Here is a 17369-nt window from a genome sequence, read left to right on the forward strand (position 1 = left end):
AATTGTAGCTCTCTTTGTTAAGAAATAACTAATCGAAACTACTTTTTGTTAAATCCCCGAAGTTTTATTTCGGTAAGCCTTTTCTTTGTGTCCATTGGGAAATCTCCCCTCATCATCCAGTCGTAGTAGGAAGGCTCCTGACTGAAAATGTCTTCCACAGCTTTGCCTTTGTGCTTTCCAAAGTTAAACACCTCAGTGCCTGCATCGTTCATGACAATTCTGCCTGCCAGGTCGACCATGTTGCTCGCTGTGATTTCGTGCAAGGCAGCCACGTCGTTGGCTACTTTTCCCAGGTGCTCTCCACGAGTGCTGACTACTTCCTGCCCCTCATATCTTTCTACCTGCGCCAAAAGTACTTCCAAAGTGGCCATGGTGTCGGCTTCAGCACTGTGTGCGTCTAGTAGTTCCTTTCCGCAGTAGAACTTGTAGGCAGCGGCCAGTGTCCTCTTTTCCATCAGGTGAAAAATTTTCTGAGCATCGACGAGCTTCTTTTTGCTTGGATCAAAGTCAACATCCACTCTCAGGAACTCTTCCACAAGCAACGGCACGTCGAACTGCAAAATATTGAAGCCGGCCAGGTCACATCCTTCCAGAAAGGCAGCGTACGACTTGGCCACTTCCTTAAATGTAGGGGCATCTTTTACGTCGTCATCATAAATGCCATGGATAAGGCTGCTTTCAAGCGGAATGGGCATCTGCGGATTGATCCTCTGTGTTTTCGTAACTCTTTCCCCGGAGGGAAGTAGTTTCACAATGGAAATTTCTACAATCCTGTCGTTCGAAATATTGATCCCGGTTGTTTCCAGGTCAAAAAACGCCAGGGGGTTCTTAAGTTTGAGTGTCATTTACTAGGGTTGAGTAAGTTCATTGGCGAAGGCTTTCACATCGGTTCCTTCAAAATTGCCTGAACTCATAAAAAGAAAATTTGTATTAGCGCCTTTCGACTCTTCCAGGAGCGTCTTCAGTTTATTGATGTTAGTAACGAACGTGAGGTCATTTCTGTTGAATGATTTGCGCAGAAAAGTCTCATCAATTTCGGAAATGCCCCTGGCTTCAAGGACGTGGGGATTGATGAACACCACAGCTTTATCGGCTGCGTTAAGCGTGTTTTTATAGGTGGGGATAAAACCTTTGTTAAGACTGCTGAACGTATGCAACTCAACGGCGGCCACCAGTTTCCGGTTGGGGTATATTTTTTTTACCGCTTTAACGGTTGCATCCACTTTGGATGGAGCATGTGCGAAGTCGTAAAAAACTGTCGTAGAATTGCTCTCAGCAACTTTATTAAGCCTTTTTTCGGCGCCAGTGAACGTGACCATCGCTTCATAAAAGGTGTCTTTCGGAATGCTTAGCAGTTTTACCAAAGACAAAGCAGCCTGCATGTTGCTCATGTTGTGGTCGCCAAATATTTTGAGCTCCAGCTCCTTGCCTCCGTAGTTAACCACCGTTTTACCATTGACGACAGAATGAGGATGCGTGCCATAGGCAACTCGCTTCACATCAGCACGTTCCTTGCCAGCGATAACCACTGCGAGGTCGTCCATTTCATTATATATAAGTGTGCCGGCTTTTGGGGTGGCGTCGGCAAATTTATCAAACTGCTTAACGTAGTCGTCGAAAGTGGGGAACACGTTCATGTGGTCCCATGCCAAACCTGTAATGATGCCAATATGATGGTCGTATCTTAAGAACTTTGGTGTTGGATCAAGAGGGCTGGCAAGGTATTCGTCGCCTTCTATAATGATGATAGGATCGTTACTTAGCCTGATGGTGCGTTCAAAACCCGGCACATGAGCACCTACCACGTAGTCGAAAGGCTTTTTGGCATGCTGAAGCACGTGCATGATCATCGCCGTAACGGTGGTTTTTCCGTGACTGCCCGCTACCACTATTCGTTGTTTTGCCCGGCTTTGCTCCAGAATGAAATCTGGATATGAATAGATTTTGATTCCAAGCTCCTGAGCCCTGGCCAGCTCCGGGTTGTCTTTTTTGGCATGCATGCCCACCACCACGGCATCCAGCTCTTTTGTTACCCTGCTGGCATCCCATCCAAAAGTCGCTGGCAGCAAACCATGTTTTTCTAAATTAGCTCTCGAAGGGTTGTAAATTTCATCGTCCGAACCGCTTACTGCGAGTCCTCTCTCTTTAAGTTCTATAGCGAGGTTGTGCATGACGGCACCACCAATTGAAATAAAATGTATCCTGTGAAGTTCAGCGCTCATGTATCAATTTTAACAAAACCAAAAATAGAATAATTAGGGCTGTCAGCAAATATTACTTTGCCCAAAAAGGACTTCCTTAATTAAATTGAATGTACGGACAATGATATGACCCTTGCGAGTGTTAATAAGTTGTTATTAAGATAGGGATAACTTGAGCTCGTTCAGGTTCAATAAAAGCGGGTTAATTTATAGGTTTGTCAACCTTAATTTTCACCTGAGAAAAACTAAAATAGTTGATGGATAGTTTACCAATTTCCCGGTCGCAACCGGCCGGAAAAAGAAGAGTTTCAGTCAATGAATTGTCGGCGCAACTCGGCAAACTACCACCGCAGGCTATAGATTTGGAAGAGGCAGTTTTGGGAGCCTTAATGCTCGAAAGAGACGCCCTTACCAATGTAGTAGACATTCTTAAGCCCGAAAGCTTTTATAAGGAAGGGAACCAGGAGATATACAGAGCCATTCTGATGCTCTTCAACGATTCGCAGCCCGTCGACCTGCTTACGGTTACTTCCCAGCTTCGGAAAAACGGAAAGCTTGAAATGGCTGGCGGGGCTTATTACGTCACCGAACTCACAACCAAGGTCAATTCCGCAGCCAATATTGAGACGCACGCCAGGATCATTACCGAGCAAAGCATCAAGCGTGACCTGATACAGATTTCCTCAGAGGTGCAGAGAGATGCCTACGACGAAACGGTCGACGTGTTTGAGCTGCTGGATAAGACAGAGCAGCACCTTTTTGAAATATCGGAGTCACATATTCGAAAGAACTTCGAAGGGATGGACAACCTGATGCACAGGGCCATTTTGGAACTGGAAGCCAAGAAGCACCACAAGGACGGACTCACAGGCGTGCCAAGTGGCTTCACGGCCCTCGACAGGATGACGTCTGGATGGCAACCCTCCGATCTCGTTATTCTCGCAGCAAGGCCGGGTATGGGTAAAACTGCATTTGTAGTCTCCGCCATGCGGAATGCAGCCGTCGACTTCCAAAAACCGGTGGCTATCTTCTCGCTTGAGATGTCGTCGATTCAGCTGGTCAATCGTCTCATTTCTGCTGAAGCGGAGCTTCCAAGTGAAAAGATCAAAAAGGGTTCTCTTGAGGAATTTGAATGGGCACAGCTGATCCACAAAACGGATGGATTGGGCAAGGCTCCAATTTTTATAGATGACACTCCCGCATTGAGTATCATGGAGTTGAGAGCTAAAGCAAGGAGGCTCAAAGCTAAGCACGATATTCAAATGATTATCATCGATTACCTTCAGCTCATGAAGGGAGACACCTCTAAAGGGGGATCCGGTAACCGTGAACAGGAGATTGCTTCTATTTCAAGGGCCTTGAAAGGTATTGCCAAGGAATTGAACGTGCCGGTTATCGCACTGTCGCAGCTTAGCCGGGCCGTGGAAACCAGGGGAGGGGACAAGCGCCCAATGCTTTCTGACTTGCGTGAATCTGGTTCGATCGAGCAAGATGCTGATATGGTAATTTTCCTCTATCGCCCCGAGTATTATGGTATTACGCAAGATGAAAACGGCATGCCTACCCAAAACGTGGGTGAGGTAATCATAGCCAAGCACAGAAATGGATCCCTGGATACCGTGCAACTCAAATTCATCGGCAAGTTTACCAAGTTTGCCGACCTCGAAGATAATAGTGGATTTGGTCTGCCACCTTCTGGTAATTTCCGACCATTACCGCCTGATCCTTCAAGCACCATTACCTTGCAAAGCAGAGCGAATTCTCCTGATGGAGATTCCGAAAATGATCATACATTTGAGGATAATTCACCCCCATTTTAGATATTGGCTGTATGAAGGCACTTAAACTAGTCAACGAAACCGCCGACCATGTTAAATTGGTCGATATGCCTGAGCCCACACCTGGAAAAGGCGAAGTATTGATAAAGATGCAGGCAGCTGCCCTGAATCACCGGGATCAGTGGTGCCGGGAAGGAAAGTATCCTAATATCAAATTTGATGTGGTGCTGGGCTCCGATGGTTGTGGCGTGGTTGAGCAGCTCGGTCCTGATACTGACGAAACCTGGAAGGGCAAGTCGGTGATTATTAACCCCAATATCAACTGGGGAAGTAATCCCGAGGTGCAATCTTCAAAGTATCGGATCCTTGGAATGCCGGACAATGGCACACTGGCGGAATATGTGGTAGTGCCCGTTGATCGGTTGACTGAAAAGCCAACGCATTTAACTCCCGAGCAGGCCGCAGCCCTGCCTTTGTGTGGGTTAACTGCCTATCGGGCGCTTTTTACCCGTGGCAAGCTAAAGAGAGGCCAAAATGTACTGGTGACCGGCGCAGGCGGCGGAGTGGCTGTTTATGCGCTGATGTTTGCGAAATTGGCAGGTGCCAATGTGTACGTTACTTCCGGCAGCAAGAGCAAAATTACACAGGCAGTAGCCCTGGGTGCGGTGGAGGGCTTTGATTACAACAACGAAAAATGGGCGCAAGCGTCATTGAAATCGTCTGGTGGATTTGACCTGATCGTGGACAGCACCGGTGGACAAATGATCAACCAGTATCTTAGAATACTAAAGCATGGAGGCCGGGTGGTTATTTATGGCGCCAGCTCGGGAATCCCGAAGACACTTGATGTGTTCAGGATTTTCTGGAACCAGCTAACGATTCAAGGCTCCACCATGGGCAATGATCAGGAGTTCGAGCAAATGGTTGATTATGTGAACAGGACTCAAATGCTTCCGGTGATTGACTCTGTTCGCCCGTTTTCCGATGTGGTGACTGCCTTTGACAAAATGAAGCAAAGGAAGCAGTTCGGAAAGCTGGTTGTTAAGTTCTGATTTACAGACCTTCTTCGATTTGAAAGTTCATGTAAGCATTTTGCAACTCTGCCAGTGCTTTGGTTTCCTTTTGAGTCTTGGCCAGATCGATGCCACTTTCGAAAGTTTGGGCAGCCTTTTCGGTAAGCCCCATTTCCCAAAACAAGTGGGCCGCCTGATAATAAGTAGCTAAATAGTCAGGATGAGCCTCCAAAAGCTGCTCAAAATATTCTTTGGCTTTCACTGGAGAATCAGTTCTATATTCTGTGGCGAGGGCATATAACAAAAAAGGGTCTTGTGGTGTTTCTTTAAGGAAAATTAACAGTTTTTCTATCCTTTCGTTACCCATGTTCACTCGTTTTTATTTTTACCCCAATTGGTTAACTTCACGACGAAATTAGTGTTTATACAATAAAGCAACATCAACTCATTTAAGGAATTGGCAAGCCTCTCATTTTATGTCAGAAAATGGCAGATCGCTGGCGAATTTCAAAACACTGGCAAGGCACTAGCTAAAGCCTGAATAATAAAATCAGATATGAAGATATTAGTCTGCATTACCCACGTACCCGACACCACTTCAAAGATTGCTTTCACAGATGGTAACACCAAGTTTGACAGCAATGGGGTTCAGTATATCATTGGCCCCTACGATGACTATGCTTTGGCAAGGGCGGTTGAACTGAAAGAGCAAACAGGGGGAACTATCACTGTTTTGAACGTAGGCACGGCTGAGACAGAACCTACGCTTCGCAAAGCACTGGCAATTGGGGCAGACGACGCCATCAGGGTGAACGTGGCTCCTGCTGATTCATTTTTTGTTGCGGCCCAAATTGCCGAGGTTGCTAAAGCTGAAAGCTTTGACCTGATCCTGATGGGAAGAGAGTCTATTGATTTTAACGGAGGCATGGTGCATGGGATGGTAGGCGAGCTGCTGGGTATTCCCTCGATATCGCCGGTAATGAAGCTGGATGTGGAGGGGAGCAAAGTGAAAATGACCCGTGAAATAGAAGGCGGAAAGGAGTTGCTTGAGGCTGAACTGCCTTTAGTGGCCGGATGTCAGGAGCCTATTGCCGAGTGGAAGATCCCGAATATGAGGGGAATCATGTCGGCCCGCACCAAACCACTTAAAGTAGTTGAGCCATCAGCCGTTGACGGACTGACTGTGACTGAGAACTACGAACTGCCCCCTGCAAAAGGCCAGGTGAAGATGATCGACAAAGACAACATAGGTGAGCTTGTCAGGCTTTTGAAAGAAGAAGCAAAAGTGATTTAATTGTTTATTAACCCGAAAAGAAATTAGATATGGCAATATTGGTTTTTGCAGAAACTGCCGATAAGAAGATAAAGAAATCCTCGCTTGAGGCTGTGAGCTATGCTGCCGCTATGGGTGGTGACGTTGTCGCTGTGGTGTTGGGCCAGGTGGAAGGGGGCGAGCTCGAGAAAATTGGGACAAGCGGCGGCACCAAAGTGCTCCATGCCGACGATGCCAAATTGAACGAAGGCGTGATCCAAGCCTATGCAAGTGTGCTGGCCGAAGCTGCGGGCAAAGCTGGTGCGGATACTGTTGTATTAGCTAAATCGTCGCTGGGTGATGCAGTAGCCGCCAGGCTGTCGGTAAAGATGGGAGCTGGCCTGGTTTCCAATGTGGTAGCACTTCCTCAGGGAAACAAGGTGAAAAGAAGCATATATACAGGCAAAGCCTTTGCTAATGTAGAGCTAAAGGGCGGTAAAAAAATTATAGCCATCAAGAAGAATGCTGTCCCATTAAAAACTGATGGTGGTGCGGCGGCCGTAGAAAAATTCACCCCTTCTCTTAGCGATGCCGACTTCAAGGCAAAGATTACTTCGCAGGAAAAGGCCAAAGGCAAGGTGCTTTTGCCGGAAGCTGACATCGTAGTGTCTGGCGGACGGGGCTTGAAAGGCCCTGAAAACTGGGGAATGATTGAAGAGCTGGCCGATGCGCTTGGTGCTGCTACAGGATGTAGCAAACCGGTGTCGGACATGGACTGGCGGCCTCATCATGAGCACGTAGGACAAACCGGTGTGAAAGTAAGCCCATCTTTGTATATTGCTATAGGCATTTCAGGCGCTATTCAACATCTTGCAGGAGTTAATTCGTCAAAGTATATTGTGGTGATCAATAAAGATCCAGAGGCTCCCTTTTTCAAAGCAGCTGATTACGGTGTAGCTGCCGATGCATTTGAGGTAGTTCCAAAACTAACTGAAGCTATTAAAGCGTTAAACAACTGATTTTTTGTGGATAAATTAAAGCTGGAAATTTTAGGTCTTTCTTCAAGCCAGTCGCAATCTGGCTCTTTTGCGCTTGTTTTAGGTGAGGTTGGTGGAAACAGAAGGCTGCCGATTATCATCGGCATGTTTGAGGCTCAGGCAATTGCCATAGAAATAGAAAAAATCGTACCCAATAGGCCAATGACGCATGACTTGTTCAAGTCTTTTGCGCACAATTTCAATTTTACCATCAAAGAGATAATCATATCTGACCTCAAGGAAGGTGTTTTCTTCGGGAAGATAGTTTGCTCTGATGGCTTCAGAGAAGTGGAAATCGATGCCAGGCCGTCGGATGCGATAGCTATCGGTCTGCGTTTTGGCGTGGAGATTTTCACCTATGAAGCGATATTGGCTGAGGCTGGGATAGTGCTGGGCGAAGAGGACGAAGAAGAGGCTGATGAAACTCCAAAAGCTAAAACATCTGCAGCCAAAGGTACGCCCAAGGGGTTCATGGACAAGTTGAAAGACTTCTCCATGGACAAACTTCAGGAATTGCTGACAGAAATGCTTGGCAAGGAAGACTATGAGAAGGCTGCGAAGATCAGGGATGAGATGAACAAGAGAAATTGATCATTATTCAAAATATTGGCATAACGGTCACCCAATAAATGGGTGACTTTTTTATTTTTGGCAGGTTTGCCATAACAACTACTGAATGGATTATCTGAGAGGCCTGATTGGAATTCTACTAATTGCCGCATTTGCTTTCCTTTTTTCCAATAATCGAAAAGCCATCGACTGGAAACTTGTGGGGATTGGTATCTCCCTTCAGATTGTGTTTGGCTTGCTGATTACCAAAGTGGCCTGGGTAGCTCACCTGTTCAATGGCGTTAGTGGTGCTTTCGTCACCTTCTTAAGCTTCTCTGACGACGGCGCCCGCTTTCTGTTTGGCGACCTGGCTGGCGACACCTTCGGTGTCATATTTGCCTTTAAGGTGCTGCCGACCATTATCTTCTTTTCCACCGTTTCTGCCGGGCTTTACTACCTGGGTATCCTGCAAAAGATTGTTTTTGGGATCGCCTGGATCATGTCACGAACGATGAGACTGTCTGGTTCTGAGGCACTTTCAGCGGCTGGCAACATTTTCCTCGGGCAAACCGAAGCCCCGCTACTAGTACGTCCATTTGTGCCAAAAATGACAAAGTCGGAGCTGATGTGCCTGATGACGGGAGGCATGGCCACCATAGCAGGAGGAGTGCTGGCAGGCTACGTAGCCTTTCTAGGCGGGAATGACCCCGTGATGCAAACTAAATTTGCGGCGTATTTGCTTAGTGCTTCTATCATGAATGCCCCAGCCGCCATAGTGATTTCTAAAATCATAATTCCAGAAGTTGAACCAGAGAAAATTGACAGAAAACTGAAGGTGAACCAGGAGTCTCTGGGAGTCAACCTGATTGATGCGCTGTCGAATGGAGCCTCCGAAGGACTGAAGCTCGCTTTGAATGTTGGCGGAATGCTGCTGGCGTTTATTGCTGTGATAGCAGCCATCAATTATTTTTTATCTAATGTGGTGGGCGATATTACCGGGCTAAATGCCGTGATTTCTTCCAGCACCGACGGTCGCTTTACCGGGTTTTCGCTGGAATATATCCTTGGGCAGGTCTTTAGGATTTTTGCCTTTGTAATGGGAGTAGACTGGAGCGAGACGCTGGCAGTGGGGAGTTTACTTGGGCAAAAAACCGTCATCAACGAATTCGTAGCCTACCTCGGGTTATCGGAAATGAAAACCGCCGGTTTGCTTTCCCCAAAAGCGATTGTCATTTCCACCTATGCACTCTGTGGCTTTTCCAACTTTTCGAGCATTGCTATTCAGGTGGGTGGCATTGGTGGCATGGCCCCTAACCAGCAGGGTAACTTGTCCAAACTAGGAATGAGAGCACTTCTTGCCGCCACGCTGGCTTGCATGATGACAGGTACTATAGCAGGCGCCCTGGTGGTTTATTAATCCGTAAAACTTATTTCATACTGAGGGCTGTTGGCTGATCGAAATTTTCCTGTACTTCACGGAAAATTTAACAATCACCGTTCGTCGAAATGACCGTGAACAGTTTTTCGCTTTATCAGCTTTCACCAACATCTCTCGGTTATTTTGATCAGGATGGATGTTTGTTTGATGCCCGCAGGTATAGCCAATTTAAATATGGCTGCCATGTGAGTGCCCGGATCTATGCTGACCAAATCACTGAAAGGCTTCTGCGTGACTATGGGCATTGGCGAAATGAGCAGGTCATTGTGTGTGCCTCGGCTTACAAAGTTGCGCCCACGGCAGCGGAAGCGATTGCTCAGTTAGTTTATGAGTCGCTTCAGGGTTATTTTCCTTTGCTTCAAAAAGCCAAGGTTGGAAGAGAAACTGTGTTTGCTAATGACTATGGGTCGATGCCGACGGCTGACAGGTTTTCACTCATGGATAGAAATATTCTTACTATCGATGATCACCTATTCAGACATAAAAAGTTGATTTTGGTAGACGACCTGCGGGTAACAGGCGCCCACGAAAGAAAGTTGACAGACACAATAGCCGGGGTGGTAGACGAAGTAGTTTTTGCCTATGTGGGTTTCCTGCAAGGCGACTTCCTGCCATCGGTGGAATTTGATATTAACAACACTGCAATTACTTCAGTGAATGATATCCTTGCAATTATTGAGAAAGGCCTTTTCCACGTCAATGCCCGGGTTTGCAAATATGTGCTGTCGTACCAAAACCTGGGTGAACTAAGGAGTTTTCTTCTTGAGATACCGCCAGCGGTTTTGACTCGCCTGGATGAGTGTATCTGCGGCGATGGCTACCATGTGATGCCAGAGTATGAAACAAATTATCTTCTGCTAAGAGAGGTGTTGGATGGCAAGCCCGCTCTGCTTTCATTGGCAGTTTAACACAAGGTTTGGATCGGGACAAATTTTCTCAAAGAGAGCTCTGTCGGATACAGCGGCAACCCCTGGAAAGTCTCCAACCTTCCCCATCAAGTCAGTGATCAGTTGAAAGTGGAGGTGCGGTGGCCAGTTACCATTTTCCTCGTTGTCGCCAAGCGTGGCGAACGCCGATCCCCGCTGGATTTGATCCCCGATTGACAAGGCGACCAACGACGACCGGCTCAAATGGCCATAGAGTGTGTAGAAGACGTGGCCATCCAGAAGGTGTTTCAAAATGATGGTCGGGCCGTAATTAGCGAAGCCAGCATTGTCAGCAAAGCTCTCCACAACACCATTCAGCGGGCAATAAAGAGCAGTGCCAGCCGGTGCCCAAAGGTCAATGCCCAAATGAAGACTCCTGGGCTCACCTTGCCCGTCGAAATGTTTACTTCTCCTGTAGATTTCCCGGTGTTCCATATATCCACCCCAACCGATTTTTCCTTCTAACTGTAGTTCCATCCACGCCGTGAAGGCGGCAGTGTCATTAACATCAACAACCATCAGGGCCTCGTTGTACTTCGACATGTCCACCTTTTTCAGGTTGGAGGTATTGTGCAGGCCTTTCATTACTTCATGAAAGCTGGACTGATGTTTTGAAAGAGTTTCGTTGAGTTGCATAAAAAAGCCCTTTTGATTTCAAAAGGGCCTAAAATTACATTTTTTAACTTTAACCATCGTTAGGTTTGGGGGCACCTTCAAGGATTTCCTTGTTGGCAAAGCTCTCGAATTTTTCAAAGTTTTTGACAAATGCCCGGGCCAATTCATTGGCTTTTTTGTAATAAGCTTCGTCGTTGTTCCAGGTCTGCCTTGGGCTAAGCACGTGATAAGGCACGCCAGCGCATTCCAAAGGAATGAGAGTGCCAAAGATGCTGTGTGGTTTGTAGGCCACGTGGTCGAGATTACCTTCAAGTGCGGCCGAGATCATTGCCCTCGTGTACTTTAGCTTCATGCGTTCGCCAACGCCGTACGGGCCACCTGTCCATCCTGTGTTTACCAGCCAAATATTGACCTGGTGCTTATCCATTTTCTCCCCGAGCATTTCTGCGTAGGTTGTTGGGTGCAATGGCATGAAAGGGGCACCAAAACATGCCGAAAATACCATTTGTGGTTCGGTGACGTCCGCCTCAGTACCGGCAACTTTTGCGGTGTATCCTGAGATGAAATGATACATGGCCTGACCCTTTGTTAGCTTCGAAATAGGAGGCAACACACCGAAAGCATCCGCTGTTAAGAAAAATATGTTCTTAGGAATACCTCCAATAGAAGGGGAGACAGCACTTTTTATGTGACTGATAGGATAGGCTGTTCGGGTATTTTGCGTGACTGTTTTGTCTGTGTAGTCAACTTCGTGTGTTCCCGGAAAAAACCTGGTATTCTCCACAATGGCACCAAAGGAGATAGCATCCCATATCTCTGGCTCTTCGTCCCGGGTCAAATTAATGACTTTTGCGTAGCATCCGCCTTCGAAATTAAAGACGGTTTTGTCTGTCCAGCCGTGCTCGTCATCACCAATCAACATCCTTTCTGGGTCGGCTGAGAGCGTGGTTTTGCCTGTGCCGGACAAGCCGAAGAAAATGGCTGTGTCACCCTCCTTACCTATGTTGGCACTGCAGTGCATCGACAGCACTTGGTGGTAGTGTGGTAGCAGGTAATTCAAAACTGAGAAAACACCTTTTTTCATTTCCCCGGCGTAGCCTGTGCCTCCTATAAGGATCACTTTTTTGCTCATATTGAGAATGGCGAAGTTTTCCTGCCTGACACCATCAGTTTTGGGGTCAGCTTTGAATTCCGGGATACAAATGATGGTGAAATTGGGAGCAAAGTCTTTGAGCTCATCCTTTGTTGGCCGAAGGAACATGTTGTGGCAGAACAGGTTCTGCCAGGCAAGTGTATTGACAACTCGCAGGTTCAGTTGGTAGTTTTTATCGGCCCCTGCATAGGCGTCTCTTATGTAAACTTTCTTTCCCTCAAGAAAGGCGACCATCTTAAAAAACAGCTTCTCGAAATAGGCTTCTGAGATAGGGATGTTAATGTCTCCCCACCAGACGGTCTTCTCCGTTTTTTCGTCTTTCACAATAAACCTATCCTTTGGCGACCTGCCCGTGAATTGGCCTGTGTCACACATAAAAGCTCCGGTGCTTGTGAGGTGGCCTTCCTGATTCGATAGTGCTTCTTCAATCAACTCTGCCGGGCCGAGGTTCCATTTTACTTCTTTCGCCTTTCTTTGGAGTGTTTCCATCGGCGCTCCGGAATGTGGCTCCCATGTAAAATCTTCTGGGACTTTTGAGATTACATCTTGCATAAGGAATTTTTGGGTTATATGTTGTATTCAATGTAACTAGCTATTCAGTCAAAAGTGTTGACGATTGTCATCTCTGCAACAGATTATTTGCAGGTTTTGTATGTCGGCAATATTTTCATTACTTGCGTTAATTTTACCCACCGAAAACGATTGCAATTTAGGTTTTTTACCTCGAGAAAAAGAAGAAGCATATGTCAAATAATGATTCTGCGAGTACTGCCACGCCACAAATGTTTGGCCACCCTAAAGGCTTGTTCTATCTGTTTTTTGCTGAGCTATGGGAGCGTTTCAGCTTCTATGGTATGCGGGCGTTGCTGACGCTCTACATGGTTAATAAACTGTTCGAGGCGTTTGCGGATAGAGATACCCGTTCGATTATTATTTATGCATCCTATGGGAGCCTGGTTTATGCAAGTACTGTGCTTGGCGGTAGGGTGTCGGACGCTCTTTTAGGTAACAGAAAGTCGATTATTCTTGGCGGTGTGATGATGTCAATCGGTCATTTCGTTTTGGCTATCGACAACCAGGCAACTTTCTTTGCTGGTCTCGCTCTGATCATCATCGGCACGGGGTATTTCAAGTCAAATATCTCAACGTTTGTCGGCACGCTTTACGAGAAAAATGACCCCAGACAGGATGGTGGTTTTACCATCTTCTACATGGGAATTAATATCGGAGCATTCACAGCGCCCCTGCTGTGTGCATGGCTTGCGAGTTCTTATGGCTGGCACTATGGTTTTGGTGCGGCAGGCGTGGGGATGGTGTTAGGCCTCGTTACGTTTGTTTATGGCTCCAGAAGCGGTGTGTTTGGAGATCAGGGCTATCCCTTGCAGCCAGAAAAGCTGGAAAAAAAATGGGCGGGGTTGAAAGTCGGTGTTTGGGTGCCGCTCTTGTCATTTGCGGCCGTTCCTGTGATCACACTCATGATCTCCGATTACACTATTTATACAATCGGGAGCATCTTTGAAGGCTCAATAGTCAGGCTCTTCTTTTATGTTTTATTGATTGTGATCATCGGGTACCTGGTTTGGGTGAGCGTTAAGCTCCCCAGGGAGGAATGGCAGAAACTGGTCGTGGCCGTTTTTCTTACTATGTTTATGTCTTTCTTTTGGGGCTTTCACGAATTGTCGGGTAGTATCATCACGTTGTTTGCTGCCAGAAATGTGAACCTGGTAGGGATGGATGCAGCCGGCACCAACTCCCTGAACCCTTTCTTTATCGTAGTGTTTTCTATGGTGATGCCGGTTGTGTGGATGTGGCTTTCGAAAAAAGGAAAGAACCCAAGAACACCCTATAAATTTGCCATGGGGCTTGCCCAGCTGGGGGTCGGTTTTTTCATCATCAGCTTGAGTAAGAGTTTTGCGGATGACAATGGATTCGTTCCCTTTATCTTTCTTGTCGTCATGTACCTGTTCATTTCCACAGGCGAACTTTTTATGTCGCCCGTTGGGCTTTCAAAAATTACGAGCCTATCACCTCTAAAGATCAAGTCGTTTATGATGGGTGTTTGGTTTATGTCATCCGCTTTTGCCTTCCAGATCGGCGGGATGGTAGGGGAGTACCTTGCCATCGAATCGAACCAGGCGGCCGACCAGGTTGGAGGCTGGGACACGCTTGATGTGTACCTCAACGGCTTCGAAAAGATCGCCTACGTGTCATTTGGCTTTGCTCTGCTAGTGGTAGTGCTGAGCCCGTGGCTGAAGAAATGGATGAAAGAAGTTCACTAGTGGTGAACCTGCTGACGGGCATTGTCTTCAGCTTCTATTTTGTCAATATATTTTTCCCGCCCCGATGAAATAGCGACGAGAATTGGGAGGGTAAAGAAGAAAAGAAGCACCCATATAAGGTAAGCGTTGTCCTTTTCAGTAGTTACCTGCACAGGTTCTCCATACGAAATGAGTTCCGCCCAGTTGTGCGGGTGGGCCGACAGCTTATCTGCTGTAGACAGATATTCCAATTTAGCGTCCCGGAGCGCTTTCAGCGTGTTGTTTCCCAAAGATAACTTTCTGAAAAAGCTGCCAACGATATTTTTACTATGCTCGTCGTGCGCTTCCCATAGGCCTAGAACCACTGAGCCACTGCCTGCCGAAAGGAAAGCCCTTACCATGCTGAGGACAGCCTCACCGTGCGGAATCAACCCCATGCCTGTTTCGGTGGAAGTTAACACGATGACATTGCCAGGCAAATCAAGATTGTAGATCTCATGGGTGTATAAATTCCGCTCTATGTTGGTAGTTTTGCCCGGGTTGAATATCAGTTTTGGGTAGTCTATGGCATCGCCATGAATCAAAAGGTAGAGGATTTCAAACCGGGGTGCCATTCTGATAAAGGCATCTTTTGTTGCCTGCTCTCCCCTGAAGGTCAAGCCTTCAAAATAGAGCCTCGAGTTCTTGATCTCCTGCATAATGTAAGCAGAAGTAGTGTCACTGCTGCTATACCGGCTTTTTAATGCAAAAGAGGTCAACTGCGAATTGTGCTTTGGCAATACAGGAGGGTGGTCGAGAAGCATCTCTGCAGAAGTGATGTAGGAGATGGTGGCAGATTTGATAAGATAAGGTAAGTTATTGTACCCGGTAGGGTTGGACGGAACTTCTGTTATGAGCGTCTCAAACGGAATCAATTTTATCAGCCCGTCGGGTGCTATAACAATGTTTTTTTCACTTGGCAGGTTCGGTAGTAGCGGTTCAAGAACATCGTTATAAAGAATGCTTGAGCTTTCAATGAAGTCGATCATTTCATCCTGGGAAAATTCAGCTGGTGTTGTCCAAAAATGAGATAAGAACCGGTGTATTTTACCCTCAAACTCAGCGTTTACCTCGTTTTCAATGAACATGCTGGATGAGTCACTTACGCTGAGTCCATATACATGACGATTTCCATAAAAATATTCGATCAGGTGAATATTGGAATGATTATGGAAATCCATGAAGGTGACGTCGTCAAAGAGCGAATACTCCGTGCTGCTGGTTTTCATATAATTCTGCGCCTTCGCTCTCCAGGTCACCATTTTGTCAAAGCTCTCAATCAACAGGTCCTCTCTGTCTAACCTTTCGGTGTCGTTGATAGCAAGCTCCAGCTCATCGATACGGTGCAATATTTCTTTGTTCAAAACGTCGAAAGTTGACTCCAATGAATCGGGAAGGCCTACTTTATTAAGAAACATGGCCTCTGCAGCTTCTTTTCTAATGCGCATCAGCTTGTCATTCTCGACAAGCTGCAACGCTTTTGCCCAGTAAGCTTTGTCGCTCGTTTGCTTGTAGAGGTGATGCGAGGCGCCAAGCGCATATTCGGTAAGCAGATGAAAATTGGTTATTCTGTCTGGTATTACCTGTTCTTCCGGCAGACCATAGGACGTGTTGTATCTGGTGTACTCCAATGTCGCTTCCAGCATGCTCAAACCAGTTGCTAGTCTTTCAGTTGAAACATCCCCAGCACTAACGATAGCAATAGCAATTTTTTCCATGGCAGCCATAGCCCGTGGCAGTAATTGCGCAGCGATTTGTGCTTCGTTCACTTTGTTGAGCAAGTTGTCAATGGTTAGTCCCGCATCGATTGTTTTCAAACTTCGAGCGTAATAGCGGAAAGCCGAATCGGGTAAGTTTGCTGCGAAAAAGTAGTCGGCCCTCGCTATAAGTGCTTTGAAAACTTCCGGGCTTGTAGGATCAGAATTTGCTTTATGATGTTTGAGGTAGGCCGAACTAAGCTTATTGGCTTGTAACAGATCTCCTTGTTTGAGGTAGAGAGTGGCAAGCCTGTATTGTGTGTCCGGATTGGCGTTGATGTCGTCCAGTGACGTTAGCGAGCTTAGGCGCTCTTCTACCAAAATTGCCGAGTCGAATGAGTGTGTAGCTTCATAAGCCATCGACAACGCAGGGTAGTAGTAAGTCTTGTTGTAGGTCTGGTCTTTGGGATTGTAGGTATTGCGGAGGTAAATGGCCCTGGCCAAGTGTTTGATGGCGTCTTCCGGCTCGTTCAATCCAATATAGAGCGTTGCTATCAGGTAGTTCAGGTTGGCAATAAAATCATAGTGAACCGACTCTTCCAGGGAGTCCATGATGTGAAGTGCCTCCTGACTGTAGTCAATAGCTTTTTCTTTTTCATTCAATTCATTGGCTGTCTGCGCCATGGCAAAGCTCGTACGAGCTTCGATGATTGGCATGTTAACTTTACCTTCTTCCGATAGGGAGACGGCTTTGTTGTAGTAGTAGACAGCTGCTAAGTCGTTGTTGACTGTGTTTCTGTAAAAATTACCAAGCTCGACCCAGCTGAGGAATTTGAGCTTGTTGTCGTTTATCTCTTCCGCCAAAAATGCCGCATTTCTAAAGCTTTGTAGCGCAGAGTCTTTTTGGTTGGAGTCGCTGTAATACCTTCCCCAAAAGAGCAAGTTTTCGCTTCTGAGGTTTTTATACTCCGTATTGGAGGGAAGTTGCGCCCTGGCTTCTCTTAACCTGTCTCTGCTTTTGGCCTTTAAATTGAGCTCCCTATACAAGTCTGCACTCTCGTTAAGTGCTCTTAGCCGGTTCATGTGGCTGCTGCTGAAATCAGTCAACACAAACTCCCAATATTCCAGTGCCAACTCAAACTGATTCATCTGTTTCAGTGAATCTGCTTTCAGCATCTGAATTTCTATTTCAGTTAGTACAACTTCGGTGGTGTCCTTTTCGGGTTCGTTGGCAGCCTCTGCCTGAAAGCAGGTAAATGCTATTGCGATGAGGGTGATCAGCTTGGCTTTCATAAGAAGAATTCAGGTAGAAAGGTAGCCAGAATAGCGAAGGTGAGCAAGTAAGACTACTTCTAAATCAGGTATTGCAGCAAGGAGGAGGTTTCCCTCCTGACTGGATACTGAATAAGTGCC

At 46.6% G+C, this 17369-nt stretch carries 14 protein-coding genes; 8 read left to right on the plus strand and 6 right to left on the minus strand.

Going from position 1 to position 17369, the window contains the following annotated elements; genetic code table 11:
• Nucleotides 1-38: 38 nt before the first annotated feature.
• Together ACMVP2_RS23820 and ACMVP2_RS23825 are read right to left on the minus strand one after the other, a co-directional pair.
• Nucleotides 39-845 (minus strand): exonuclease domain-containing protein, encoded by an 807-nt coding sequence (locus ACMVP2_RS23820; protein WP_416865408.1) that lies wholly within the window; start codon nt 843-845, stop codon nt 39-41.
• A gap of 3 nt (nt 846-848) precedes the next feature.
• Nucleotides 849-2222: a UDP-N-acetylmuramate--L-alanine ligase gene (locus ACMVP2_RS23825; protein ID WP_416865409.1), complete on the minus strand. Its 1374-nt coding sequence runs from the start codon at nt 2220-2222 to the stop codon at nt 849-851.
• Between the two features lie 236 nt (nt 2223-2458).
• On the opposite strand from ACMVP2_RS23825, the gene dnaB reads away from it, so the two are divergent.
• Both dnaB and ACMVP2_RS23835 read left to right on the plus strand, forming a co-directional pair.
• Nucleotides 2459-4021, plus strand: coding sequence for a replicative DNA helicase (gene dnaB, locus ACMVP2_RS23830; RefSeq protein WP_317491374.1), 1563 nt, complete (start codon nt 2459-2461; stop codon nt 4019-4021).
• 11 nt (nt 4022-4032) lie between these two features.
• A complete protein-coding gene (locus ACMVP2_RS23835; RefSeq protein WP_339792349.1) occupies nt 4033-5031 on the plus strand; it encodes a zinc-binding dehydrogenase in 999 nt (332 codons plus the stop codon).
• Nucleotide 5032: 1 nt separating this feature from the next.
• Here ACMVP2_RS23835 and ACMVP2_RS23840 read toward each other — a convergent pair whose 3' ends face one another.
• Complete coding sequence (locus ACMVP2_RS23840) at nt 5033-5359, minus strand: tetratricopeptide repeat protein (RefSeq protein ID WP_416865410.1); 327 nt, start codon at nt 5357-5359, stop codon at nt 5033-5035.
• A gap of 189 nt (nt 5360-5548) precedes the next feature.
• Between ACMVP2_RS23840 and ACMVP2_RS23845 the strand changes: the two genes are divergently transcribed.
• The 5 genes from ACMVP2_RS23845 to ACMVP2_RS23865 all read left to right on the plus strand — a co-directional run bounded on the left by ACMVP2_RS23845 (nt 5549) and on the right by ACMVP2_RS23865 (nt 10176).
• On the plus strand, nt 5549-6286 hold the full coding sequence (locus tag ACMVP2_RS23845; RefSeq protein ID WP_416865411.1) for an electron transfer flavoprotein subunit beta/FixA family protein: 738 nt from the start codon (nt 5549-5551) through the stop codon (nt 6284-6286).
• A 29-nt stretch (nt 6287-6315) separates the two neighbouring features.
• The gene (locus ACMVP2_RS23850; RefSeq protein WP_339792344.1) at nt 6316-7263 is read left to right on the plus strand and encodes an electron transfer flavoprotein subunit alpha/FixB family protein; all 948 of its coding nucleotides are present in this window, start codon (nt 6316-6318) and stop codon (nt 7261-7263) included.
• Between the two features lie 6 nt (nt 7264-7269).
• Nucleotides 7270-7872, plus strand: a complete 603-nt coding sequence (locus ACMVP2_RS23855; protein ID WP_416865412.1) for a bifunctional nuclease family protein — start codon at nt 7270-7272, stop codon at nt 7870-7872.
• Between the two features lie 85 nt (nt 7873-7957).
• Nucleotides 7958-9247, plus strand: a complete 1290-nt coding sequence (locus tag ACMVP2_RS23860; RefSeq protein ID WP_416865413.1) for a NupC/NupG family nucleoside CNT transporter — start codon at nt 7958-7960, stop codon at nt 9245-9247.
• A gap of 89 nt (nt 9248-9336) precedes the next feature.
• The gene (locus ACMVP2_RS23865) at nt 9337-10176 is read left to right on the plus strand and encodes a phosphoribosyltransferase family protein (RefSeq protein WP_416865414.1); all 840 of its coding nucleotides are present in this window, start codon (nt 9337-9339) and stop codon (nt 10174-10176) included.
• On the opposite strand, the gene ACMVP2_RS23870 is transcribed toward ACMVP2_RS23865, so the two are convergent.
• Nucleotides 10162-10830 carry a peptidoglycan DD-metalloendopeptidase family protein gene (locus tag ACMVP2_RS23870; RefSeq protein ID WP_416865415.1) on the minus strand — a complete coding sequence of 223 codons (669 nt, stop codon included), beginning with the start codon at nt 10828-10830 and terminating at the stop codon, nt 10162-10164. The two genes, ACMVP2_RS23865 and ACMVP2_RS23870, sit on opposite strands and share 15 nt — an antisense overlap.
• Nucleotides 10831-10879: 49 nt before the next feature.
• Complete coding sequence (gene pckA, locus ACMVP2_RS23875) at nt 10880-12451, minus strand: phosphoenolpyruvate carboxykinase (ATP) (RefSeq protein ID WP_416868219.1); 1572 nt, start codon at nt 12449-12451, stop codon at nt 10880-10882.
• 254 nt (nt 12452-12705) lie between these two features.
• Between pckA and ACMVP2_RS23880 the strand changes: the two genes are divergently transcribed.
• On the plus strand, nt 12706-14241 hold the full coding sequence (locus ACMVP2_RS23880) for a peptide MFS transporter (RefSeq protein WP_416865416.1): 1536 nt from the start codon (nt 12706-12708) through the stop codon (nt 14239-14241).
• Here the strand turns inward: ACMVP2_RS23880 and ACMVP2_RS23885 are convergent.
• Complete coding sequence (locus tag ACMVP2_RS23885) at nt 14238-17249, minus strand: CHAT domain-containing protein (RefSeq protein WP_416865417.1); 3012 nt, start codon at nt 17247-17249, stop codon at nt 14238-14240. The two genes, ACMVP2_RS23880 and ACMVP2_RS23885, sit on opposite strands and share 4 nt — an antisense overlap.
• Nucleotides 17250-17369 lie beyond the last annotated feature (120 nt).

It is taken from the genome of Imperialibacter sp., from assembly GCF_048007035.1.
Classification (GTDB): Bacteria; Bacteroidota; Bacteroidia; order Cytophagales; family Cyclobacteriaceae; genus Imperialibacter.